Annotated in this window: 21 protein-coding genes and 1 pseudogene; 7 read left to right on the top strand and 15 right to left on the bottom strand. The window is 73.0% G+C overall.

The genetic code is table 11. The features are described 5' to 3' along the window. Nucleotides 1-32 precede the first annotated feature (32 nt). The 10 genes and pseudogenes from LZ495_RS10000 to LZ495_RS09955 form a co-directional block, all read right to left on the bottom strand. Nucleotides 33-791, bottom strand: a complete 759-nt coding sequence (locus tag LZ495_RS10000; RefSeq protein ID WP_308267869.1) for a double zinc ribbon and FHA domain-containing protein — start codon at nt 789-791, stop codon at nt 33-35. 208 nt (nt 792-999) lie between these two features. Continuing rightward, nucleotides 1,000-1,386: a glycine cleavage system protein GcvH gene (gcvH, locus tag LZ495_RS09995; RefSeq protein WP_235051706.1), complete on the bottom strand. Its 387-nt coding sequence runs from the start codon at nt 1,384-1,386 to the stop codon at nt 1,000-1,002. Nucleotides 1,387-1,560: 174 nt separating this feature from the next. Continuing rightward, on the bottom strand, nt 1,561-2,571 hold the full coding sequence (locus LZ495_RS09990; protein ID WP_372498553.1) for a DUF881 domain-containing protein: 1,011 nt from the start codon (nt 2,569-2,571) through the stop codon (nt 1,561-1,563). A gap of 514 nt (nt 2,572-3,085) precedes the next feature. Then, on the bottom strand, nt 3,086-3,418 hold the full coding sequence (locus tag LZ495_RS09985) for a small basic family protein (RefSeq protein ID WP_235051704.1): 333 nt from the start codon (nt 3,416-3,418) through the stop codon (nt 3,086-3,088). After that, a complete protein-coding gene (locus tag LZ495_RS09980) occupies nt 3,415-4,542 on the bottom strand; it encodes a DUF881 domain-containing protein (RefSeq protein WP_235051702.1) in 1,128 nt (375 codons plus the stop codon). The genes LZ495_RS09985 and LZ495_RS09980 overlap by 4 nt, the downstream gene beginning before the upstream one ends. A 103-nt stretch (nt 4,543-4,645) precedes the next feature. Next, nucleotides 4,646-7,141 carry a mannose-1-phosphate guanyltransferase gene (locus tag LZ495_RS09975; protein ID WP_235051701.1) on the bottom strand — a complete coding sequence of 832 codons (2,496 nt, stop codon included), beginning with the start codon at nt 7,139-7,141 and terminating at the stop codon, nt 4,646-4,648. 89 nt (nt 7,142-7,230) lie between these two features. Next, on the bottom strand, nt 7,231-7,815 hold the full coding sequence (clsA, locus tag LZ495_RS09970) for a cardiolipin synthase ClsA (protein WP_235051944.1): 585 nt from the start codon (nt 7,813-7,815) through the stop codon (nt 7,231-7,233). 103 nt (nt 7,816-7,918) lie between these two features. Further along, a complete protein-coding gene (locus LZ495_RS09965; RefSeq protein ID WP_235051699.1) occupies nt 7,919-9,280 on the bottom strand; it encodes a glycosyltransferase 87 family protein in 1,362 nt (453 codons plus the stop codon). A gap of 110 nt (nt 9,281-9,390) precedes the next feature. Then, nucleotides 9,391-10,019, bottom strand: a pseudogene (locus LZ495_RS09960) (dihydrofolate reductase family protein). Between the two features lie 101 nt (nt 10,020-10,120). Then, nucleotides 10,121-12,178 carry an acetoacetate--CoA ligase gene (locus tag LZ495_RS09955; RefSeq protein WP_235051696.1) on the bottom strand — a complete coding sequence of 686 codons (2,058 nt, stop codon included), beginning with the start codon at nt 12,176-12,178 and terminating at the stop codon, nt 10,121-10,123. A 208-nt stretch (nt 12,179-12,386) separates the two neighbouring features. Here LZ495_RS09955 and LZ495_RS09950 point away from each other — a divergent pair, with 208 nt between their 5' ends. The 4 genes from LZ495_RS09950 to LZ495_RS09935 all read left to right on the top strand — a co-directional run bounded on the left by LZ495_RS09950 (nt 12,387) and on the right by LZ495_RS09935 (nt 16,205). Beyond that, complete coding sequence (locus tag LZ495_RS09950) at nt 12,387-13,319, top strand: AurF N-oxygenase family protein (RefSeq protein WP_235051694.1); 933 nt, start codon at nt 12,387-12,389, stop codon at nt 13,317-13,319. 183 nt (nt 13,320-13,502) lie between these two features. After that, nucleotides 13,503-13,946, top strand: coding sequence for a Zn-ribbon domain-containing OB-fold protein (locus LZ495_RS09945; protein ID WP_235051681.1), 444 nt, complete (start codon nt 13,503-13,505; stop codon nt 13,944-13,946). Then, nucleotides 13,943-15,136, top strand: a complete 1,194-nt coding sequence (locus LZ495_RS09940) for a lipid-transfer protein (protein WP_235051680.1) — start codon at nt 13,943-13,945, stop codon at nt 15,134-15,136. The genes LZ495_RS09945 and LZ495_RS09940 overlap by 4 nt, the downstream gene beginning before the upstream one ends. A 193-nt stretch (nt 15,137-15,329) precedes the next feature. After that, the gene (locus LZ495_RS09935; protein ID WP_235051679.1) at nt 15,330-16,205 is read left to right on the top strand and encodes an amidohydrolase family protein; all 876 of its coding nucleotides are present in this window, start codon (nt 15,330-15,332) and stop codon (nt 16,203-16,205) included. Between the two features lie 466 nt (nt 16,206-16,671). Here LZ495_RS09935 and LZ495_RS09930 read toward each other — a convergent pair whose 3' ends face one another. Continuing rightward, complete coding sequence (locus LZ495_RS09930) at nt 16,672-17,313, bottom strand: NAD(P)-dependent oxidoreductase (protein ID WP_235051678.1); 642 nt, start codon at nt 17,311-17,313, stop codon at nt 16,672-16,674. A 132-nt stretch (nt 17,314-17,445) separates the two neighbouring features. Between LZ495_RS09930 and LZ495_RS09925 the strand changes: the two genes are divergently transcribed. Further along, a complete protein-coding gene (locus LZ495_RS09925) occupies nt 17,446-17,955 on the top strand; it encodes a GNAT family N-acetyltransferase (RefSeq protein ID WP_235051677.1) in 510 nt (169 codons plus the stop codon). Between the two features lie 201 nt (nt 17,956-18,156). Continuing rightward, a complete protein-coding gene (locus LZ495_RS09920; RefSeq protein WP_235051676.1) occupies nt 18,157-18,420 on the top strand; it encodes a permease-like cell division protein FtsX in 264 nt (87 codons plus the stop codon). Nucleotides 18,421-18,439: 19 nt separating this feature from the next. Here the strand turns inward: LZ495_RS09920 and LZ495_RS09915 are convergent, their stop codons facing one another. Further along, on the bottom strand, nt 18,440-19,420 hold the full coding sequence (locus LZ495_RS09915; protein ID WP_235051675.1) for an LLM class F420-dependent oxidoreductase: 981 nt from the start codon (nt 19,418-19,420) through the stop codon (nt 18,440-18,442). Nucleotides 19,421-19,673: 253 nt separating this feature from the next. On the opposite strand from LZ495_RS09915, the gene LZ495_RS09910 reads away from it, so the two are divergent. After that, entirely contained in the window at nt 19,674-20,486 is an 813-nt protein-coding gene (locus tag LZ495_RS09910) for a sugar phosphate isomerase/epimerase family protein (RefSeq protein ID WP_235051674.1), read from the top strand. 24 nt (nt 20,487-20,510) lie between these two features. On the opposite strand, the gene LZ495_RS09905 is transcribed toward LZ495_RS09910, so the two are convergent. From LZ495_RS09905 to LZ495_RS09895, 3 genes are read right to left on the bottom strand one after another with little or no spacing between them, the layout of a single operon-like run. Next, entirely contained in the window at nt 20,511-21,197 is a 687-nt protein-coding gene (locus LZ495_RS09905) for a maleylpyruvate isomerase N-terminal domain-containing protein (protein ID WP_235051673.1), read from the bottom strand. After that, on the bottom strand, nt 21,190-21,918 hold the full coding sequence (locus LZ495_RS09900) for a hypothetical protein (RefSeq protein WP_235051672.1): 729 nt from the start codon (nt 21,916-21,918) through the stop codon (nt 21,190-21,192). The genes LZ495_RS09905 and LZ495_RS09900 overlap by 8 nt, the downstream gene beginning before the upstream one ends. Before the next feature lie 25 nt (nt 21,919-21,943). Continuing rightward, a complete protein-coding gene (locus LZ495_RS09895) occupies nt 21,944-23,239 on the bottom strand; it encodes a serpin family protein (protein WP_235051671.1) in 1,296 nt (431 codons plus the stop codon). Between the last annotated feature and the right edge of the window lie 32 nt (nt 23,240-23,271).

The following is a 23,271-nucleotide window of genomic DNA, read 5'->3' as shown; positions in this document are numbered from 1 at the left end:
GCGGCCGCCGCCGCGGCGCGGCGGCGCCGACGTCACGCGTGCTCCCCGCTGCCGATCTGCGCGTGGCGGCTCGGGAAGAACACCAGGCGGTACTTGCCGATCTGCACCTCGTCGCCCGCGGTGAGCGGTACCTCGTCGATCCGCTGGCGGCCGACGTACGTGCCGTTCAGACTGCCGACGTCGGCGACCGTGAATCCGGAGGCGCTGCGGCGGAATTCCGCATGCCGCCGGGAGACCGTGACGTCGTCCAGGAAGATGTCGCTCTCCGGGTGGCGGCCGGCCGTGGTGCGGTCCGAGTCGAGCAGGAACCGGCTGCCCGAGTTCGGGCCGCGGCGGACCACCAGGAGGGCGGTGCCGGGCGGCAGCGCCTCGACGGCGGCCTGCGCCTCGGGGCTGAGCACCTCGCGCGGGGCCGGTTCGGCGTCCAGCGCCTCGATGCCGGTGATCGAGATGGTCGAGGTCTGCTCGGACGGCCGCTCGACGTCCGGGCGCAGCGGGTTGCCGCAGTACGAGCAGAAGCGGCCGGCCGCCGGGTTGGTGTTGCCGCAGTTGCCGCACACCACCGTCCCGGGGTCGGCGGCCGCGACGGCCGCACCGAACGCCGGGAAGCTCTGCGTGCTCTCGGACAGGTCCGGAGCGGAACGCGGGTCCGGGGCGCCGTAGGCGGGGCCCGGCGGCACCGCGCCGGGCGCGCCCTGGGCTGGCCCGGGGTACGGCCCGCCGGCAGGCGCCTGCGGTGCCTCCTGCTCGGTGCGACGCGAACGACCGAACAGCCTCGCGAACAACTTCACGCGAGAACCTCCCCGAGAAAGCCTGGCCCGCCCGTCGGGCAGGTATGAGTCGTCGTGGTGATGCCTGTGGTGCTGCCAGTGGTACTGCGGCTGCTGCCAGTGCTGATGCAACAGGTAAATCCGGTGGTCGTACAACTGCTCGTGCGACCGGTGACACAAGTGCTACATGTGCCGCGGTGGTTCCGCGGGCGGTTCCCGGGCATGGCGCTCAGGAGTCCAGGCTCTTCACGTACGCGGCGACGTCCCACAGGGCGCCGGCCGCGTCCGGGTCGTCCGGGCGCACCTCGAACATCCAACCGTCCCCGTACGGGTCGGAGTTGACCAGTTCGGGCGCGGTCTCCAGCGCGTCGTTGACGGCCACGACCACACCGCTGACCGGAGCGTAGACGTCGCTGACGCTCTTGGTGGACTCCAGTTCGCCGCACGGCTCGCCGGCCGCGACCGCGGTGCCGGTCTGCGGCAGGGTCACGTACACGATGTCGCCGAGGGCGTCCTGGGCGTACTCGGTGATGCCGATCCGCACGGTCCCGTCCTCGTCGCCGAGGGAGCGCACCCACTCGTGCTCCGCGGTGTACGTGAGGTCTGCGGGGTACATGCCGGATCCGCCCTGCCTTCCTTGCCTCGTGGCGCCTCGTGTCGCCGTGTGCTGCCCGTGTGATGCCCGTGTCGCGGCCGTGTGGGGACGCTGCACCGGACGGCCGGTCCGGGCCGCCGGCGCCCCACACGCCGACGCTGCCGCTGATTCTGTCAGGTCTCGATCACCCGGGGGTCAGCCGCCGTTGCCCGAGCCTGGTGCCGAGCGAGCGTAGTCAGGCGCCGTCGGCACCCGCAAGGCATCGACGACGACCTGCTGGGAGGGCACCACGAGCGCCTGGGCCTGCTTCTTCTCCAGCGTGCGCACCACGCCGCCGGGGATGTTCAGGGCGGGCTGCAGGTCCTGCGGATTGCCGATGACCTTGAAGACATAAGGCGCGGTGACCCGTTGGCCGTCGATCTCGATCTGGCCCTGCGCGGGTTCGGTGAAGAACGTCTCGGCGACGACCCGCACGTTGTTGATCTGGATCGCCTCGGCGCCGGCCGCGCGCAGCTCCTGCAGGGCGTCCAGCAGCATGTCCGGGCGGACGTTCCCCATCGGGTCGTTGATGGTGAGCGTGATGCCCGGCCCGGTGGCCTTCACGGTGCCCGCCAGGATGCCGAGGACCTGCGCGCGCTGGTCGGTCTGCTGGCGGGCCTCCTCGGCCCGGTTGTTGCTGCTCTCCAGCTGGTCGCGGTTGATCTCCAGCTTGCGCTTCTCGGAGTCGAGGCGCTGGGTGCGCTGCTCGAGTTCGTCCAGCACGCGGACGAGGTCCGATTCGCGGGCGCCGCGCAGCGGGTCGGACTCGGTGTTGCTCCGCACCTGGATCGCCAGTCCGGCGCCGAGGGTGAACAGCAGCAGCCCCACGATCAGTTGGGCCCGGCTGACGCGCGGCGGCCAGACCGCTTCCAGGAGTCTGCGGCGGCCGCTGGGCTCGGGCGTGTTGGGGTCCTCGGGCGGTTCGCCGCCGCCGGACCCGGCGGGGCCGTGCGGTGCGGCGGGCCCGGCGGGGCCGTCTCCGTCGCCGCCCTTGCTCCCGGCCCCCGCGTGCCTGCGGGTGCCGCCGTGCGCACCGCGTACCGCCTCGGCGGCTCCCGGGACCGCTGCCGGCGCCGCTGCGCCGGACTCCGCGCGATGCGTGCCGTGGACCGGAGTGTGATCCGTGCCGCGTTGCGGATTCCCGGGCGTGTCGCGCGGGCCGCGCACGGTCGGCGGACGGGGCGTCAGGCGCGCGGTGTCGCCGGCCCGCGGTGTGTCGGGGCCGAGGCGCCGGGCCGCGCCCGGACCGCCGAACCAGCCGCCCCCGGCGGCCGGCGGGGCCGGCTCGGGGCCGCGTACCGGCGGCAGTTCGCCGGTCTCGTCGTCGAGCCGGCCGTGCGGTTCCGCGCGGCGGCCGCGGGCCGCGCCGTACAGATCGTCCGGGCGGCGCTGCTCGAGGGTCGGCTTGCGGGACGGGTCCGGCTCGGGGCCCTCCGGGGCCGGGGAGGCGTGGGAGCCGCGGGAGGCCTGCGGGGGCTGGGGAGCCTCGGGCGTCCCGGGTGCCTCCGGCGCCTCGGCGGCCTCCTCGCGGTCGGCCGCCTCCATGTCGCGGAACGCCCGGAAGGCGGGCGGCACGGGACGTCCCGGGCGCCGGTGCTGCGGCCCTGGCGCGGCGGCCTGCTCGTCGCCCTCGTGCGGCGGCTGCGGCGGTGTCTCGTCTGCCATCCGTGTCCCCTGTCCCCTAGGCCCGGAAGACGTGGCGGCGGATGGCCGCGGCGTTGGAGAAGATGCGGATGCCGAGGACGACGACGACGCCGGTGGACAGCTGCGCGCCGACGCCGAGCTTGTCGCCGAGGAAGACGATGAGCGCCGCGACCACGACGTTGGACAGGAAGGACACGACGAACACCTTGTCGTCGAAGATCCCGTCGAGCAGTGCGCGGAGGCCGCCGAAGACCGCGTCCAGCGCGGCGACGACCGCGATGGGGAGGTACGGCTCCAGCTCGTGCGGGATCACCGGGCGGGCGAAGAACCCGACCACGACGCCCAACACCAGGCCGAGTACCGCGATCACGCTTGTCCTTCCTCATGCGCCGGTGCGGGGTCCCGCGCGGCCGCCTTGTTCGAGGGGGAACCGGTGCCGGCTCCCGGAGTGGTCTTTCCGGTCTTGGCCGGACTCGGGGTACGCGTGGGTGCCGAGGCCGTCCGGGTGGCGCCCGGGGACGGGGTGCCGCCCGCCGAGGGGGACACCGTACCGGGGCCGGCGCCCGGCGAAGGCCCGGGACCGGGCGAGGGCGTGCTGCCGCCCTGCGGGGTGCTGCCCTCGGGCTGGGCGACGCGCAGCGTTATCCCGATCGCGGCGGGCAGCTTGATCTTCTTCTGGGTGCCGATGGTGGCCCGGATCCCGTAGCGCTCGCCGAGGGCGTGCAGGTAGCGGCCGTCGGGGCCGTCCTGGAAGTCGACCTGCATCTTCTTGGCGTCGCCGATGGCCAGCACGGTGTACGGCGGCGAGAGGGGCCGGTTGTCGACCAGGATCGAGGCGCCCGCGGCGCGGATCGCGGACAGCGCGGTGAGGCGCTGCCCGTTGATGCCGATGGCCTCGGCGCCGGCCGCCCACAGGCCGTTGACGACGCGCTGCAGGTCGCGGTCCAGGACGCGGCCGTTGGCGAGCGATTCGGCTTGCTGGCGCGGGTCCTTGTTGGCGCCGTCCTTGGCGTCGGCCTGCTCGGCGTCGTCGACCACGACCTTGACGCCGGGTCCTTCGACGGCCTCGGCGCCGGTGCTCATGGCGAGTTGCTGGACGCGCTTCAGTTCGTCCGGGGAGAGGTTCTTGTCCTGCAGTGCGTCGAGCCGGTCGCGCAGCGCCTCGACTTCCTTCTGCAGGACGTCGGCGTCGGTCTCGCGGGTGTGGATGCGGTTGATGAGGTCGCGGCGTTCCTTCTCGGCCTGCGGCGCGGCGGCGCGGACCTGCATCGCGGCCATGGTCACCACGACCGCGATCAGGCCCACGCCGACCGCGACGAGCAGCCGGGCGCCGGGCGCCCGGCTGATCACGCCTTCCTCGCCGCGCACCGCCCGGCGCGCGGTGGCCTCGGCGTACCCCTCGTCGAGGCTGTGGTCCATGATGTTGATCAGCAGCGACATCGACGCGTCAGGGCGCTTGTACTGCGCCTCCCCGGGCGTCGACTTCGGCGTCATGGGCCCCATCGTTCCATGTCGGCCCGCGCACTCCGCGCAGGGTCCGGCCTGCGCCGCGGCCCGGGGCGCCGCCCCCGAGCCGCAGCCGGCCTTGGCCTACACGCTAGTCGCCGGCGCGCTCGACCACCGCGCTCCACTCGTCGAGGAGTTCGACCGCGGCGTCGTCGTCCGGGCCTTCCGCCCAGACGTGCGTGACGGCCTCGGCGACGTCCGGCAGGACGAGTGCCCAGCGGCCGTCCGACTCGACCACGCGGACGCCGTCGGTGGTGTCGATGCCGCGCTCCCCCGCGGCCTCCACGACCGAGCGCATGACCATGCCCTTGGCGGCCCACGGGGTGGGCACGTCGCGGCGCAGCACGTGGGCGCGCGGGATGCGGGCGTCGATCTGGCTGAGCGTCAGCTGGGTGCGGGCGACCAGGCCGATGAGGCGCACGAACGCGGCGGTGCCGTCGAAGACGGTGCTGAACTCGGGGACCACGAAGCCGCCGCGGCCGTCGCCGCCGAAGACCGTGCCGTCCTGCGCGGCGACCCGGGCCAGGTCGTCGGGCGAGGTGGTCGTCCAGCGGACCTGGACGCCGTGGTACGCGGCGACCTGCTCGGCGATGCGGGTGGTGGTGACCGGGAGGGCGATGCGCCCGCCGCGGCGCTCGGCGGCGACCAGGTCGAGGAAGACCAGCAGGGCGCGGTGGTCGTCGATGATGCGGCCGCGTTCGTCGACCAGCGACATGCGCTCGCCGACCGGGTCGAACCGCACGCCGAACGCGGCGCGCGCGGACGAGACCATCTCGCCGAGCCGGATCAGCCCGGCCGCGCGGTCCTCCGCGGTCTCGGTCGGGCGGGCGTCGTCCAGGCCGGTGTTGACGGACAGCGCGTCGATGCCGAGCCGGCCCAGGACGCTGGGCAGCAGCAGTGCGGCGTTGCCGTGCGCGGCGTCGACGACGACCTTGAGGCCGGAGTCGGGTACGCCGGTGATGTCGACGGTCTTGAGCAGCGATCCGGCGTAGCTGTCGAACGGCCGGGACGGGAAGGTGAGTTCGCCGATCTCGCCGGGGAACGCGCGGCGGTACTCCTGGCGGCCGAAGACGCGGTCGAGCTTGCGCTGCGCGGCTTGCGAGAGGTCGGCGCCGCGTTCGTCGAAGAACATGATGTCGACCGAGTCGGGCACGCCGGGCGTGGTCCGGATCATGATGCCGCCGGCCGAGCCGCGGGCGGTCTCCTGGCGGGCCACCGGCATCGGGACGTTCTCCAGGTCGCGCACGTTGATGGCGCTGGCCTGGAGGGCGGAGATCACGGCGCGCTTGAGGGCGCGGGCGCCGCGCGAGTGGTCGCGCGCGGTGGTGACCGTGGCGCCCTTCTTGAGCGTGGTGGCGTAGGCGCCGGCCAGCCGGACCGCGAGTTCGGGGGTGATCTCGACGTTGAGGATGCCGGAGACGCCGCGCGGGCCGAAGAGGTTCTTCTGGCCGCGGGACTCCCAGATGACCGAGGTGTTGACGACCGCGCCGGCCTCGATGGTCTTGAACGGGTAGACCCGGACCCCGGCGGCGACCAGGGACTCTTCCTCGACGAGGCATTCGTCGCCGATGACCGCGCCTTCGTCGATGCGCGCGGCGCGCATGACGTCGGTGTTCTTGCCGATCACGCAGCCGCGCAGGTTGGTCTGCGGGCCGACGTAGACGTTGTCGTGGACGACCGCCTTGTGCAGGAACGCGCCGCGCTTGACGACGACGTTGCTGCCGAGCACGGTGTGCTCGCGGATCTCCACGCCGCCCTCGACCTTGGCGTAGTCGCCGATGTAGAGCGGGCCCTTGAGGACGGCCTCGCGGTCCACCTCGGCGCCTTCCGCGACCCAGACGCCCGGGGAGAGCTCGAAGCCGTCGATGTCGACGTCGACCTTGCCGTCGAGCACGTCGGCCTGGGCCTTGACGTAGCTCTCGTGGGTGCCGACGTCCTCCCAATAGCCCTCGGCGACGTAGCCGTATACCGGCTTTCCCTCCTGGAGCAGCCGCGGGAAGACGTCGCCGGACCAGTCGACCGAGACGCCGGGGGCGACGTAGTCGAAGACCTCGGGCTCCATGACGTAGATGCCGGTGTTGACGGTGTCCGAGAAGACCTGGCCCCAGGTGGGCTTCTCCAGGAACCGGTCGACGCGGCCTTCGTCGTCGATGATCGTGATGCCGAACTCGACGGGGTCGGGGACCCGGGTCAGGCACACCGTGACCAGGGCGCCCTTGGCGCGGTGGTACTCGACCAGCTTGGTGAGGTCGAAGTCGGTGAGCGCGTCGCCGGAGATGACCAGGAAGCTGTCGTCCTTGAGGGCCTCCTCGGCGTTCTTGACGCTCCCCGCGGTGCCGAGCGGGGTCTCCTCGTTGGCGTACGTCAGGCTCATGCCCAGTTCTTCGCCGTCGCCGAAGTAGTTCCGGACGAGGGAGGCGAGGAACTGGACGGTGACGACGGTCTCGGAGAACCCGTGCCTCTTCAGCAGCCGCAGCACGTGCTCCATGATCGGCCGGTTGACCACCGGCAGGAGCGGCTTGGGCATGCTGGAGGTCATCGGGCGCAGGCGGGTTCCCTCACCACCGGCCATGACGACGGCCTTCATCGAGTCACGTCCTCCTCTTCACTCGCTTCGCCCGCGCGGAGTGGCTTCCGTCGTTGCGGAAGCCTCGCGGGCGGCAAGGCAGGGCCGTGCTACGCGTAGCCGGCCTCTGCCTGTTTCACCTCGGACACCAGGCGCCGGGCCTGGACCGCGTACAGGACTCCTGCCCACCAGTAGAGGGCGATACCCCACCACGCGAAGGCCCACCCGAAGATCGCCGCGAGAGTTGCGACACGTCCGGTGCCGTCGCTGAGCAGCAGGCAGGGGAAGGAGTACATGAGGTTGAAGGTGGCCGCCTTGCCGATGAAGCTCACCGGGAGGAGGCCGTAGCCGTGCGCCCGCAGGTACGGGAACAGCGCGGCGATGAACAGTTCCCGGGCCACCAGGATGCCGGTCACCCACAGCGGCAGGATGTCCCGGACGGTCAGGCCGATCAGCGTGGAGATGATGTAGAGCCGGTCGGCCGCGGGGTCGAGGATCTGGCCGAGCCGGCTGATCTGGTTCCACTTGCGGGCCAGCTTGCCGTCCAGCCAGTCGGTGAAGCCGCTGACCATCAGGATGACGAGCGCGGCCACGTCGTGCTTGGGGCCGCCGAACTCGGGCCACAGGATCAGCCACAGGAACACCGGCACCCCGAGCAGGCGCGCGAAGCTCAGCAGGTTCGGGATGGTGAAGATCCGGTCGGTGGTGACCGGGTTGCCGCCTGCCGGGCCGGACCCGTCGGTTTCGCGGGGCTCGGATGCGCGGGACGGTGACGCCTCGACCACTCGTGTCTCCTGATCAGGGCGTACGACCGCCGGTGGGCACTGACGCCTCGAGCGTATCCGGGTGGGGGCCGCCGGCCGACGCACGCCCCCGGTGCGGGCCGCCGCGCCCGGCTCCGGCGCGGTGGCCGCGCCAGGCGGTCCGGGCGGCGAGCCCGACGATCAGGAGGCCGGCGAAGACGTACGCGTTGCCGGCCAGGAACTGCACCGGCGTCCAGTGGTGCTCGCGGCCCGCGTCGTACGGCAGCCGCCACAGCAGGCCCTGCGGGGTCAGTGCGGGGCGGCCGGGCAGGGACATGGGCCAGGCGAAGGCGAGCAGCGCGAGCACGAGCGGGAGCAGCGGCCAGGCGGCGCGCAGCGGGGGCGGTCCGGCGGTCCGGGCCCGGGTGAGGGCGAGGTGCACGGCCAGGACCAGGGCCGGGACGACCCAGACCCAGTGGTGGGTCCACGAGATCGGCGAGACGAGGAGTCCGGTGACCGCGCAGGTGAGCACCGCGGCGAGCTCGCGGCCCTGCCGGGACAGGAGGACGGCGGCGCCCATGCCGAGCACGGCGGTCGCGGCGGCGAGGAGCAGCCACAGGGGCTTCTCGGCGGGGCCTTCGGCGAAGACGCGGCGCAGCATGCCGTTGAGCGACTGGTTCGAGATGAAGCCCTGGCCGACCTGGTCGCCGATGCCCATGACGTCGGACCAGAAGGTGCGCGAGGCGCGCGGGACGAGTGCCCAGGCGCCGAGCACGGTCGCGGCGAAGGTGCCGGCCGCGACCGCGGCAGCCCGGAAGCGCCGGGTGAGCAGCAGGTAGACCACGAAGATCGCGGGGGTGAGCTTGAAGCCGGTGGCCAGGCCGATGCCGACGCCCTTCCACCAGCGGGCGTCGGGTTGGGCGAGGTCGAGCACGACCGCGGCCATCAGGATCAGGTTGACCTGGCCGAAGATCAGGGTCTGCTGGACCGGTTCGAGCCACAGCGCGACGGCGGCCACGACCAGCGTGGCGCCGGCCCGGCCGAGGTCGCGGCGGTAGCCGAGCATGCCCCACGAGGCCCAGACCACGGCGACGAGGGACGCGGCGCTCAGTCCGGTGACGAAGAGCTTGAGGGTGCCGAACGCGAACGGCAGTTTGTAGAAGACCAGGGCGGCGAACGGCGGGTAGATGAAGGGCAGCTTGCCGTCGCCGAAGCGGCGCGTGTAGAGCCGGTGCTGGCTGCGCTGGAGGGTGTCGCCGGCCGCGTCGTAGACCTGGAGGTCTATGAGCCGCCACAGCCAGTCGGGCTGGTGCCGTACGGTCCACACCCAGGCGGTCGCCGCGGCGGCGGCGAGGACCAGGCCGAGCGGGAGCCATAAGCGCGCGGACAGGGTCCGGTTGCCTCGGGGCCGGTACATGTTCGGCATCATCGCCCGGCGGGCGTCCCGGCTGCCATTCGGCGGTCACCCGTACGGGTGTGCCGGGCCGGGGCGCCCGCCGGTGCCGGCGATACGGCCGGCGCGGGTGCTCAGCCCTCCCGCGGCTCGCTCATGTCGCCGGTCTGCGGGGTGCCTTCGGCGAGTCCGTAGCGCAGGTTCACGACGCCCTTGGGGCCGGCCGCGGGCGGTTCGAGCAGGGTGAGGTTCGCGGGCACCACGCCGCCGTCGAAGACCTTCTTGCCGACGCCGAGCGTGACCGGGTGCAGCCACAGGTCGATCTCGTCGAAGAGCCGCTCGCGGAGCAGCGTCTGCACGAGGTCCAGGCTGCCGACGACCTTGATCTGCTCGTGCCGGTCCCGGATCTCGCGGACCGCGGCGGGCAGGTCCGGGCCGAGCTGAGTGGACCCGGCCCAGGTCAGGTCGGGCTTGCCGCGCGAGGCCACGTACTTGGGGATGCGGTTGAACAGCTCGGCGATCTCGTTGTCCTGGCCGCCCTCCTGGTACGGCCAGTACGCGGCGAAGATGTCGTACGTGCGCCGGCCGAGCAGGAGGGCGTCGGTGCCCTTGTAGGCGGCCAGGACGCGCGCCCCGGAGACCTCGTCGAACAGCGGCGCCTGCCAGCCGCCGAACGGGAACCCCTCGGGGTCCTCGTCGGGGCCCCCGGGGCCTGCCCGACGAGGTCGAGGGTGGCGAACAGTTCGATGCCGATGCGGCCCATGGCGTGCTCCCGGTGTGTCGGTCGTGTCCTCTGGTGCTCCGTCGAGTGGTAGACCGCGGCGGGCCCGGAAACTCATCGGCAGGGCCGGACCGGCTCCCGGTTCACTCCTGCGGCGGTGCCTCGGGGCCCGCCTGCGGCGGCTGCTCGGGACCGGCTTTCGCCGCGCTGCGGGCCGCGCCGAGGCGGGCGTAGAAGCCCAGCACCTCCATGTCGTCCACCGATCCCGGGTTGACCGCGTCGTCGAGGGCGCGGCCTTGCAGCAGCTTCTTGACCGGGATCTCGATGCGCTTGCCGGTGAGGGTGTGCGGAACGCCGGGCGCCGCGATGATCTCGTCGGGGACGTGCCGCGGGGAGACCTCGGTGCGGATGACGTGCTTGATGCGCTCGCGCAGCGCGTCGTCGAGTTCGATGCCGGGGGCGGGGACGACGAAGAGCGGCATCCAGTAGCCGCCGTCGGCCTGCTCGATGCCGACGACGAGGGATTCGGCGATCTCGGGGATGCGCTCGACGGCCTCGTAGATGTCCGCGGAGCCCATCCGGACGCCCTGCCGGTTGAGGGTGGAGTCGGAGCGGCCGTGCACCACGACAGTGCCGCGGGAGGTGACGGTGATCCAGTCGCCGTGCCGCCAGACGCCGGGGTACGTGTCGAAGTAGCTGGCCTTGTACCGCTCGTTGTCCGGGTCGTTCCAGAAGCGGGTGGGCATGGACGGCATGGGGGCGGTGAGGACCAGTTCGCCGACCTGGTCGACGACCGGGTTGCCGTTCTCGTCCCAGGCGTGCACCGCGCAGCCGAGGTGCCGGGCCTGCAGTTCGCCGAGGTGGACGGGGAGGGTGGGGACGCCGCCGATGAAGGCGCTGCACACGTCGGTGCCACCGCTGACCGAGGCGAGCCAGACGTCGGGGGCGGCGTCCTCGTAGACCCAGCGGAAGCCGTCCGGCGGGAGCGGCGAGCCGGTGGTGCCGATGCAGCGGACCTTGGCCAGGTCGTGGGTCTCGCGGGGGCGCAGGCCGCGCTTGCGGCAGGCCATGACGTACGCAGCGGAGGTGCCGTAGACCGTCGCGCCGGTGCGTTCCGCGACGGTCCACTGGACGTCGGGGCCGGGGTGGCCGGGGCTGCCGTCGTAGAGCACGATCGTCGACCCGACGAGGAGGCCGCCGACCAGCAGGTTCCACATCATCCAGCCGGTCGAGGTGAACCAGAAGAACCGGTCGCCGGGGCCGAGGTCCAGATGCAGGGCGTTGTGCTTGAGGTGCTCGAGGAGGATGCCGCCGTGGCCCTGCACGATGGCCTTGGGCAGGCCGGTGGTGCCGGACGAGTAGAGGATCCACAGCGGGTAGTCGAAGTCGACGGGTTCGAAGTCGTCCTCGTGCTCGCCCTTGACCAGGTCGTCCCAGGCAAGGGCGCCGTCGGGGGCCGGGGTGCCGAGCAGCGGGACGTGCACGGTGTGCCGGACGGTCGGGAGTTCGCGGCGCAGTTCGGCGACTTCGGCGCGCCGGTCGATCTCCTTGCCGGCGTAGCGGTAGCCGTCCGCGGCGATGAGCACGGCGGGTTCGATCTGCTGCAGCCGGTCCAGGACGCTGCGGGCGCCGAAGTCGGGGGCGCAGGAGGACCAGACGGCGCCGATGCTCGCGCAGGCCAGCAGGGCGACGACGGCCTCGGGGATGTTGGGCAGGTAGGCCGCGACCCGGTCCCCCGGGCCCACCCCGAGTTCGCGCAGGTGGTGGGCGAAGGCGGCGGTGCGGCGGCGCAGTTCGCCCCAGGTGACGTCGCGCGGGACGAGAGTCTCGTCGATGTGCACGAGGGCGGTCTCGTCCGGGTGGGTCTCGGCGCGCCGCAGCGCGTGCCGGGCGTAGTTGAGCCGGGCGCCGGGGAACCAGGTGGCGCCGGGCATGTCGGCGGCCGCGAGGATGCGCATCGGCGGGGCCGAGAAGGCGACGTCGAAGTAGGCGCAGACCGAGCCCCAGAAGGCGTCCGGTTCGGAGACCGACCAGGCCCACAGGTCGGCGTAGTCCGCGAACGGCTCCAGGCCGCGGTCCTCGGCGACCCGGGCCGCGAAGTCGGTGATGCGGGCGGTGCGGACGCGTTCCTCGGAGGGCCGCCACAGGATCTCGGGCGCCGCGGCGGGCGGCTCGGCGGACGGCTCGGGTACGGCGGTCATGCGCACACCTCCGGGCGTTCGGTACTCGGGACCGGGCCCGAGGATGCCACCCGCAGGGCCGCCGCGCACCCTGCGGCGCGCCGCCGGACGGTTGACAGGTTGCCGCCTCAGGCGGGATGTTACTTGCGGTAACACCACACGGCGAGGCCGCGCTGCCCCGCGCCCGCCGGACCACCCTGGACGGCCACGGACGACGAGGAGGCCGCGTATGCCGGTCAAGGAAGGCACCAAGGACCGCGAACTGACCGCGGAGCGCCTGCTGGCGGCGTCCGCGAAGAACTCGTTCGACCCGCTGACCGAGATCGACTGGGACGCCCCGCTGCTGCCCGACACGTTCTTCATCGACGAGAAGCGCTGCACGCTCTACGGCACCCGCACCTGGGAGCGGATGAGCCGGCAGCAGCGCATCGACCTGACCCGGCACGAGGTCGCCAGCACCGCGAGCGTCGGGATCTGGTTCGAGGTGATCCTGATGCAGCTGCTCATCAGGCATGCCTACGACCAGGACATGACGAGCCGTCATGTCCAGTACGCCTTCACCGAGATAGCCGACGAGTGCCGGCATTCGACGATGTTCGGCCGCATGGTCGAGAAGTTCGAGTGCCCGAACTACCGCCCCCGCCGGCACGCCCACGAGCTGGGCCGGCTGATGAAGACCGTCGGCATGGGCATCCAGACCTTCGCGTGCGCGCTGATCGCCGAGGAGATCCTGGACACCGCGCAGCGCGAGATGATGCAGGACGAGGCCATCCAGCCGCTGACCCGCAACGTCTCGCGCATCCACGTGATCGAGGAGGCCCGGCACGTGCGGTATGCCCGCGAGGAGGTCATCCGCCGCGCGCCGCGCCTGAACAAGGCCGAGATGGCGCTCACCCGGCTGATCATCGCGCGCTCGGCGCACGTCATCTCGCTGCACCTGATCCACCCGGAGGTCTACGCGGCGGTCGGGCTGGACCCGAAGACCGCCCGGCGCGAGGCGCTGGCCAACCCGCACCGCAATCAGACCATGCAGGACTGGGCCAAGCGGCTGGTGCGCTTCTTCGAGGAGAACGACCTGATGGGCGGCCCAGGACTGGCGCTGTGGCGGCGTTCCGGGCTGGTCCCGCGCGACTACCGGCCGCCGGCCGCGCGCGGCGTGTGAGCAGGGGTGTGAGCAGGGCTACTGCCCACCACCTTGCCTCGGGTAACTGACGTACCGTCAGAATAGGGTGGGGGCCTTCGCGGCCCCTGCCCGAGCAACCGCCAGCCTCCACCGGCCCCGGCCCGGCCCTCCCGGCCGCCCGTCCCGGAGAGGACTGCACCCGAGACGAAGGAGGCCCAGGCGATGAAGGACCACAAGCCTGTGGTCCCCGGCTGGTTCACCACGGACGACGAGGACTTCCGCCTCCTCGGCACCCGGTGTACCGCCTGCGGGACCGTGTTCTTCCCCCGGCAGGACACGTTCTGCAAGAACCCCGCGTGCGCGGGCACCGAGTTCGAGGAGCTCAAGCTCTCGGGCCGCGGCACCGTGTGGTCGTACACCAACGCCGGATACCGGCCGCCCGCCCCGTACGTGTCCGACCCGGACGTCGAGTGGGTGCCGTTCACCATCGTCGCGGTGCAGCTCGCCGAGGAGGGCATGATCGTCCTCGGCCAGGCCGAGCCGGGCATCACGGTCGACGACCTGACCGTCGGCGCCGAGGTCGAGATCGTCCCGGGCGTGCTGTACGAGACCGAGGACCAGGTCTTCACCACCTGGAAGTTCAAGCCGACGGGAGCCTCCGCATGACACGCGAACGTGAGGTCGTCGTCCTCGGTGCGGGCATGCACCCGTGGGGCAAGTGGGGCCGCAACTTCGTCGAGTACGGCATCACGGCCGCGCAGGCCGCGCTCGCCGACGCCGGTCTCGACTGGCGCGACATCCAGTACGTCGCGGGCGCGGACACCATCCGCAACGGCTACCCGGGCTTCGTCGCGGGCGCCACCTTCGCGCAGGCGCTCGGCTGGACCGGCGCGCGCGTCTCCAGCTCGTACGCCGCGTGCGCGTCCGGCTCGCAGGCCATCGCCAACGCGCGTGCCAACATCCTCGCGGGCCTGGTCGACGTCGCGCTGGTGGTCGGCGCCGACGCCGCCCCCAAGGGCTTCTTCGCGCCGGTCGGCGGCGACCGCCCGGACGACCCGGACTGGGTGCGCTTCCACGTGCTCGGCGCCACCAACCCGACCTACTTCGGGCTGTACGCGCGCCGCCGCATCGACCTGTACGGCGCGACCGTCGAGGACTTTGCCAAGGTCAAGGTCAAGAACGCCAAGAACGGCCTGCACAACCCGAACGCCCGCTACAAGAAGGCGTTCACCCTCGAGGACGTCGCGGCCTCCCCGGTGGTCGCCGACCCGCTGCGCCTGATGGACATCTGCGCCACCTCGGACGGTGCCGCGGCAGTCGTGCTGTGCAGCAAGGAGTTCGCCGCCAAGCGGACCACCAACCCGGTGCGCATCTCGGCGGTCTCCACGGTCACCCCGACCTTCCCCAGCGCGGTCATCGAGATGCCCGACATCGCGACGGACTCGTCGGCCGCCGTGCAGCCGAACGACCTGTCCTTCCGCGCCTCGCTCGCGCACGCCGCGTACGAGGAGGCCGGCCTCGGCCCCGAGGACCTGAGCCTGGCCGAGGTCTACGACCTGTCCACCGCGCTCGAGCTGGACTGGATCGAGGACCTGGCGATCTGCGGCCGCGGCGAGGCCGAGAAGCTGCTGCGGGACGGCGCGACCGAGGTCACCGGCCGCATCCCGGTCAACGCCTCGGGCGGCCTCGGCTCGTTCGGCGAGGCGGTCCCCGCGCAGGCCATCGCCCAGGTCTGCGAACTGACCTGGCAGCTGCGCGGCCAGGCCGGCGCCCGGCAGGTGGCGAACGCGAAGGTCGGCATCACCGCGAACCAGGGCCTGTTCGGGCACGGCTCGTCGATCATCGTGACGCGCTAGCCGATCTCACCATGATCATCTCGGCGTGATCATCTCAGCATGATCATCTCGTCATAGCGTCATATCGATTCATTTCCGGAGTCCCGGCGGCCGCGCGCCGTCGGGGCTCCGGCGTCTCGGGGGCGCCTCGGGGGCGCCCCGGGCGGCTCCGGGCCGCCGCGCGGCGCCGGAACCTGCAGGAGGGTGCGCAGCCATGGGATTTCCGTCCGACATCTCGGACCTGGGGGTCGTCGATCTGCTGATGGGCCTGCCGAACCGCGACCGCCGCTGGTGGGCGACCGCGATGGCGGGCACGCTGCGCGACGAGGACAGCCGCAGCGGCATGACCCACCCGGCCGGATACATGTTCAAAGCTCTACCTGAGGTTGAGCGTTCTGCCACGTCTTCTGATGATTTGCTCCATGAAATGGACCGGTTCGGCATCGAGAAGGCGCTGATTCCGGTCAGCTTCGACGATGCGGACACCGTCGAGGCGGTACGCCGCCACCCGGACCGCCTGCTGGGCAGCTTCCAGGTCGACCCGACGAACATCATGGAAGGCGTACGGGCGCTGCGCCGGGCCCGCGAGGAGGCCGGCGTGGTCGCGGCGTCCTTCTTCCCGTGCGGCTGCACTCCCCCGGTCCCGGTCGACGACCGGCTCGCCTACCCGCTGTACGCGGCGTGCATCGACCTCGGGCTGCCGGTCTTCGTGAACGCCGGCATCCCGGGTCCGCGGGTGCCCGCCACCGCGCAGGACGTCATGCGGTTCGACCAGGTCTGCTACGACTTCCCGGAGCTGACCGTGGTGATGCGGCACGGCGGCGAGCCGTGGTGCGACCTGGCCGTGAAGCTGATGCTCAAGTGGCCCGGCCTGCACTGGTCCTCGTCCGCGTTCGCACCGAAGCACTACCCGCGCGAGATCGTCGACTACGCGAACACGCGCGGCGCCGACAAGATCATGTACGCCGGGTACTTCCCGTACGGCCTGACGCTGGACCGGATCTTCGCCGAGCTGCCCAACGTGCCGTTCAAGGACGAGGTCTGGCCGAAGTTCCTGCGCACCAACGCGCTACGGGTCCTCGGCCTCTGACCGGCCGCCCCGCCCGCGCACCCCGACAGTGCGCGGGCGGGCCGCGCGCCCACCGGCCGCAAGGCGACACCCTGGTGGACGCGGGCTTGTGGCCGACTCATGACATCGGTACCGCCGAGCCGGTCAACTTGATGGACCGTGCGGCTGACGTGCACTCGCACGCCTGTCTGAACCGGGCCGTACGGGAGATCCATCGGCCATGTACCGCAGATCGTTCTCCGCACCCCTCCGGCCCGCGACCGCGCCTCCGGCGGCGGTCATCGTGCCGGCCGTCCCGTATCCCGGCTTCGACGCCGGGAGTTCGCCGGACGCTGCCGCGCCGCAGCCGGCCCCGTCCGGGCCGTCCGGGGCGTTCGGACCGTTCGCGCCTTTCTCAGCGCCCGAGCCGTCCGGGCCGTCGGCTCTGTGCCGCGCCGCCCGGCGCCCGCCCCGGCCCGGCCGCCGCCGATAGCGGCTCGCGACCGCCTCAGTAGCCGACCGTGAAGCGGACCCGGTGGTGCTTGGGCCGCTCTGCTTCGTCGACGAGCGCGACGGCGAGGTCCTCGACCGAGATGGACGAGGTGCCGTCCGCGGCGACGACCAGCTCGTCCGTGCCGAGCCGGTAGGCCCCGGTGCGCTCCCCCGGCTCGAGGATCGCGGGCGGGCTCAGGTAGGCCCAGTCCACTGCGCCGGAGTCGGCGGTGACGGCGTCCAGCTGGTCGTTGCAGGCGAGCGCGATGGGCCGCCAACTCGGCGGGAAATCCGGCCCGTCCACGACGGTGAGCCCGCCGCCGCCCGGGATCCTGAGGCTGCCGGCGCCGCCTACCAGGAGCAGGCGCACGCCGCTGCCCGCGAGTCCGGCCAGCAGGCCGCGGGTGGCCGCGACGAGTTCGGCCTCCTGGCCGGGGGCGGGCCGGGTGGCCGAGACCACGAGATCCTGCCCGGCCGCGAGCCGGGCCACGTCCTGCGGCTCGGCCGCATCGCCGACCCGGCCGTGCACCCCGGACGGCAACTCGGCCAGCCTGGCCCGGCTTCGTACCACCCCGGTGACCTCGTGGCCTCGGGCCGACGCCTCCGCGGCGACCCTGCTGCCCACGCTTCCCGCCGCGCCGAACACGGTGATGCGCATACGAGCGCCCCCTTCCCCTGGCCGACGGCAAATGCCGTCCGCTTCTCAATTTCTTAACGCTAAGAGAATATATCTCAACGTTAAGACAATCGGTCAAGCGGCCGCACCCGTGCGCCGTGCCACACTGAGCGCATGCTGATCCGCACCGCAGCCGGGCCGGATCTGGCGCGGCTGCAGGACATCGAACGCTCCGCCGGAGCCTGCTTCCGGGACATCGGCATGCCCGAGGTCGCCGACGACGCCCCGCCGGGCACCGACGAACTCGCCGCGTACGCCAAGGCCGGACGCGCCTGGGTCGCGGTCCCGGACGGCTCCCCCGAGCCGGCTGCGTACCTCATCGCCGAAGAGATCGACGGCAACCTGCACATCGAGCAGGTCTCGGTGCACGCCGACCACGCCCGCCAAGGCCTCGGCCGCGCCCTCATCGACCACGCCGCCGAACACGCCGCAGCGCACGGCCTCCCGGCCCTCACCCTCACCACATTCCGCGACGTCCCGTGGAACGCCCCGTACTACACCCGCCTGGGCTTCCGCCCTCTCGCCGACGACGAACTGGGCCCGGGCCTACGCCGAATCCGCACCGCGGAAGCCGCCCACGGCCTCGACCGCTGGCCCCGCACCACCATGATCCGCCCGCTCTGACACCCCTGTTGGTCCGCTGCTACGCTCCCCCGGCGGCCGACCGGCAGCCGGGGAACGGGGGCGGGACATGCTCGGGACGATACGAAACCGCACCGCAACGGCCCTGGCCTCCGGGGTGTTCTGCCTGCTCTCGGCGCCGGTGCGGACGGTGTGCTGTCCCGTTTCGCCGAGGATGCCGCCGAGCCTTGCGAGCATGCGGTGGTGAGGGTGGCCGCGGCGCAGACCGACGAGATCCGGCGCGTCCTGGAGTCCTCGCCCGATGTCGCCGCAGTGTTCTACGAGAGCCCCGAGGAGGCGTACCTCGCGTTCTCGCGCCGGTACCCCGCCCAGAAGAACGACATCGGGCCCGAGCACCTGCCGGCCTCGTTCCGGGTCAAGCTGGCCGACCCGGCCCGGTTCTCGGACGACGTCGCGGGCCTTGCGGGCCGTCCGGGGGTCTTCATGGTGAGACCGGTCGATCCCTGACGACCCGCCGGGTCGCGGCTCAGGCCGTCGGCGCCAGCCAGAGGGCCGCTTCGAGGGGGTCGGCGTCGGGGCGCGGGTCGATCACGGCGAGGACCGGGACGGTGACGCCGGCGTCGACGTAGGCCTGGATCTGCGCGCGGCAGCGCTCGGGGCTGCCGTGCACGAGGAGTTCGTCGACCAGGGAGTCCGGGACGAGTTCCAGGGCCTTCTTGCGGTCGCCCGCGGCCCAGGCGTCCCACATCGGCTTGAGGACGTCGCCGCGGCCCAGCCAGCGGTGGAACTCGGCGTACACCGGGACGTTGAGGTACGAGGTGATCATGCGGCGGCCGATGGAGCGGGCCAGGACCGGGTCGTCGACCGGGCACACGAAGATGCGCGCCACGATCTCCTTGCCCGGGCCGCCCGCGTGCACGTGCGGCACGACGACGCGCACGTCGTCGGCGGAGAGCCAGTTGATGATCGCGCCGTCGGCCTCGCGGCCGGCCAGCCGCAGCATGCCCTCGCGCAGCGCGGCGACCAGGATCTGCGGCGGGACCTGCGGCGGGCGGGTGAGGCGGAAGCCGCGGACCGAGAAGGTCTCGTACTCCTCGGTGACCTTCGCGCCGCTGAAGGCCGCGCGCAGGAAGCGCACGGTGTCCCGCACGCGCTTGTACGGGCGGTCGAACTCGGCGGAGTTCCACGACTCGACGATCAGCTGGGAGGCCGAGCCGATGCCGAGCTGGAAGCGCCCGGGGGCCAGTTCCGCGAGGGACGCGGCGCTCATGGCGAGCGTCGCGGGGCCGCGCGTGTAGGGCGAGACGATCGCGGTGCCGAGGCGCACCCCGGGGTCGGCGAGTGCGGCGACGGTGAGCGGCGCGAAGCCGTCCAGGCCGTCGACCTCGGCGGACCAGATGTCGGTGTAGCCGGCCGCGGTCAGCTCCCGCACCAGGCGCGGGTGTTCGCCGAGGGGTGCGTTCAGCGGGACGGTGATGCCGTAGCGCTGCATGCGGTCACTGCTCACCGAAGGCCTCCGCGATGTGGGCGTCTGTCCGAGCGTTCTCACAAGTACCACACCGTCGGGGACATTGGTCGTACGCGGGCGCGTTGCTGTGGCAGGCCACCGGGCACGCGGCTCGGGCCGGGCCGGAACCCGACCGAGCGTGTTCGGTTAACCGAACCGATGCGTCGAATGTTGCAGGTATCTGAGATAGCGTCAGCCCGCGCCGCGCCCCTGCCGCGCGGTCCCTGGTGATCCTGGCGATCGGAGTCCCGACGTGCCCACGCTGTGCCTCAACACCTTCACCTTCTCGCCGTTCGCGGGCGCGAAGGAGGCCGTCGACTTCGCCGAACTCCTGGACGGGGTGCGGGCGGCCGGCTTCGAGGCGCTCAGCCTGGACGCGTTCACGCTGGCCTCGTACGCCGAGTCGGGCCGCACCTACGAGCAGCTCGCGGCGCAGATGCGCGCCGCCGGCCTGTCCTGCCCCGAGATGCTCGGCTTCGTGGTCGCCGAGGACGAGCCCGGCACGCTGGACGGCGCCCGGCAGGTCGCCGAGGCGGTGGCCGCGTTCGGTGCGTCGTTCGCCCTGGGCATGGTGACGCTCCCGGCGGACGCCCGCTGCCAGGACCTTTTCGCGGGCTGCGCGGAGATCATCGCGGCCGCGGGCGGCAAGGCGGCCGTGGAGTTCCTGCCGTTCAGCCCGATCGCGACGGTCGCCGACGCGCGCACGCTCGTCCGGCACGCGGGCACCGACCGGGCGGGCGTGCTGGTCGACTCGTGGCACGTCTTCAACGGCCCGGGCGAGTTGGGCGACCTGGCCGAGCTGTCCGCCGACGAGCTGGCGTACGTGCAGCTCGACGACCACCCGCACGCGCTCGCCGCGGACGCCGACCTCTACACCGAGTGCATGGGCAGCCGGGTCATGCCCGGCGACGGCGTCTTCGACCTGGCCGCCTTCCGCGGCGCGCTGGACGCGGTCGGGTTCGACGGGGTGGTCAGCGTCGAGGTGATCAACCCGGAGCTGGCCGCGCTGGGCCCGGCGGAGTTCGCCCGCCGGGCCTGGGCGGCGGCGCAGCGCGTCTGGGGCTGAGGCCGCGGGTCGGCTGCGCCCGGGTCAGACCGCCTCGCCGAGCGGGGCGCTGTGCCAGCGCCACGTGGGGCCCCGGCGCTCCTGGCCGGGGAGTTCGGCGCGGCCGGTGGCCCACAGCATCGTCTGCCACCGCCCGGTGCCGGCAGGAGCCTCGGGGAAGAGCCGGGCGAGCGCCCGGTCGCACAGGTCTTCGGGCGGGGTGATCGCGAACCCGAGGCCTTGGCCGATGTCGTACGTGTGCACGAGGGTCTCGATCACCGTCATGGCTGCGAAGCCCTCGGGGTCGGCGATCCCGTACGAGTGGTACGAGCGCACCTCGGGGCCGCGGAGCGCGACCAGCGCGGCGACCATGCCGGCCACCGCCTCGACGGCCTGCGCCACTCCTGCGGCGCCCGCTTCGGGGTCGGCCGCCACGATGACGGACGGCCCGCCGGCGCGGCCGCGGACCTCCTGGAACGGGACCCACGCGTCGGTCGGCGGGCGGCCGGGCGCGAGCTGGGCGGCGTAGCTGAACAGTGCGTCCACGAGGTGGTCGGCGAACTCGCGGCAGGTCCAGTCGGTGGCACCGGCGGGCACACCCCAGTCGGCGTCGGCAGGCACTGCGGACAGTGCGGCGACGGCGATCGCGATGGTCGCCTCGATGTCCGCGGCGATGACGGGGGTGCGCGGTGCGGAGTGCGGGGTGCCGGCCGGTGCGAGCGTGTCAGCCACGTTGCGGGTCCTCTTCTTCCTCTGCGGTCGGTACGGGGTGCGCGGTCTCGGCGGCCAGGGGCGCGGAGTGCCAGGTCCAGCCGTCCTTCCGGCTCGGGTGGCCGGGGAGTTCGGCGCGCCCGGTGGCCCACAGCAGGGTCTGCCACCGCTGGGTGCCGGCGGGCGCGTCGGGGAAGAGCCGTCCGAGCGTGCGGTCGCACAGGTCGGCGGGCGGCGTGAAGCCGACGCCGAGTCCGGCGCCGATGTCGTGCGCGTGCAGCAGCGTCTCGGCGACGCCCATGGCCGCGAAGCCCTCGGCGTCGGTGAGGCCGTAGCCGCCGAACGCGCGCGGGCCGTTCGGGCGGGTGGCCACCATGGCGGCCAGGTAGGCGGCCATGGCCTCCAGTCCCTCGTACATGCCCTCAGGGCCCGAATCGCGGTCCAGGAACAGGGTGTTCTCGGGTCCGCCGGGGCGTCCCGCCGAGGCCTGGTAGGGGCCGAACCGGCCGGGCGCGGTGACCGCGGGGGCGAGCAGTGCGGCGTAGATGAACAAGTCGTCGGCGAGGTGCTCGCCGGTCTCCCAGCAGTCCCACTCCAGGCCGCCCGCCTTGGCCTGCCACGAGGCGTCCGCGGGGGCGCCGCGGAAGGCCGCGACGGCGAGCGCGACGGCGTACTCCACGTCCGCCGCCGAGACCGGCGTGCGGGAGGTGGACGGGATCGGGGGGACGGGGATTTCGGCCATGCCGCGACCGTACCCGAGGAGCCCGTCAGGCCCGGGCAGGGTTTTCGCCCGGGTCGGGGGCGGTCGCCTGGTAGGCGGCGAACAGCGGTACCGTGCCCGACGCGTCCATGACCGCGCAGGCGAACGGCCGGTCGTAGACCAGCTCCAGGAACGACGGCGGCGCGGCGGGCGCGCCGCCGCGGGTCGCGACCCAGGTGGCCGCGGCCGCCTCGACGCCCTCCTCGGCGACGCGCAGCAGGGTTTCCTGGCCGACCCGGTCGACGAAGAACTCCTCGTCCGCGCCCCCTTCGGCCAGTCCTCCGAAGTCCGCGGTCCGCGGGTCGGCGGCCGCGGTGATGCCGAGGGCGGGCAGGTGCGCGGTGACGTCGAGGACGGTCCGCAGGCCGAAGCGGGGTATCCGCACGGCGGCCCGCCGGTACGGGGCGGGGGTGCCGGCGCGGCGCGGTGCCCAGGCGGCGGACATCACGGGTGCGGGCGGCATCCCCTCGGGGCCCAGGGCGAAGCGCACCAGTGCGGGGTTCTCGCCGGCGCAGGCGAGTTCCACGACGTGGACGTCGCCGCCGTGCGCGCCGATGGTCCAGACGTCGCCGACCGGGACGTCCGCGGACATCATGCGGACGGTCGCCTCGGTGCCCTGCGCGGTGCGGAAGGGTGCGTCGCGGGTCCGCTCCGGGGCGAAGGGCCGGGCCCAGCGGGCTTGCAGCGCAAGGGCGTTGACCAGGACGAGCAGGGTTGCGGGCCCGGGGCGGAACGGCAGCGCGCCGATCAGCCCGGCGGTCTCCCGGGCCACCCAGGCGTCGATCGCGGCCGGGTCGCGCAGCGGCCCGAAGGCGACGTCCGGGAGGGCCTCGACGAGGGACGCGCGCAGCGGGACGCGGGTCCAGACGCCGGTCGCCGCGGCCAGCGCGTCGGTGGCCGCGAGTTCGCGGGCCACCGCGGTCACGACCGGGGCGGCCTCGGGTCCGGCGAGGCCGGTCAGGTCGGCCAGCTCGTCCGCGGTGTCGCCCTGCGCGCCGCATCCGACGGCCGCGAGGGCGAGCCAGAGGCCGGCCGGGGAGCAGACCGCGTCGCCGCCGGCTGCGGCCACCGCCGGGTCGGACAGCACGCTGTCCAGCCACCGGGAGCCCAGTTCGCGGATCTCGCCGGAGAACTGCCGGAGCGCGGGCTCTCCGTCGAAGAGCCCGGTGGGGTCCGGGTCGCCCGCGTGCAGGTCGCTCGGGGACGAGTCACCCGGGAGCGGTTCGGTCGGATGCGGTTCAGTCGGATGCGGTTCGCGCGCACGTGGTTCGCTCGCGTGCGGTTCGCCGGCGTACGGGAGCATCGCACCTGCCTCGCGTCTCGGTGATCATGGGC

Origin of the sequence: Yinghuangia soli, assembly GCF_021502675.1 — a bacterium.
GTDB classification, from domain to species: Bacteria; Actinomycetota; Actinomycetes; order Streptomycetales; family Streptomycetaceae; genus Yinghuangia; species Yinghuangia soli.
Note: the sequence above shows the minus strand (reverse complement) of the source record. Positions and strands in the feature narration are given on the sequence as shown.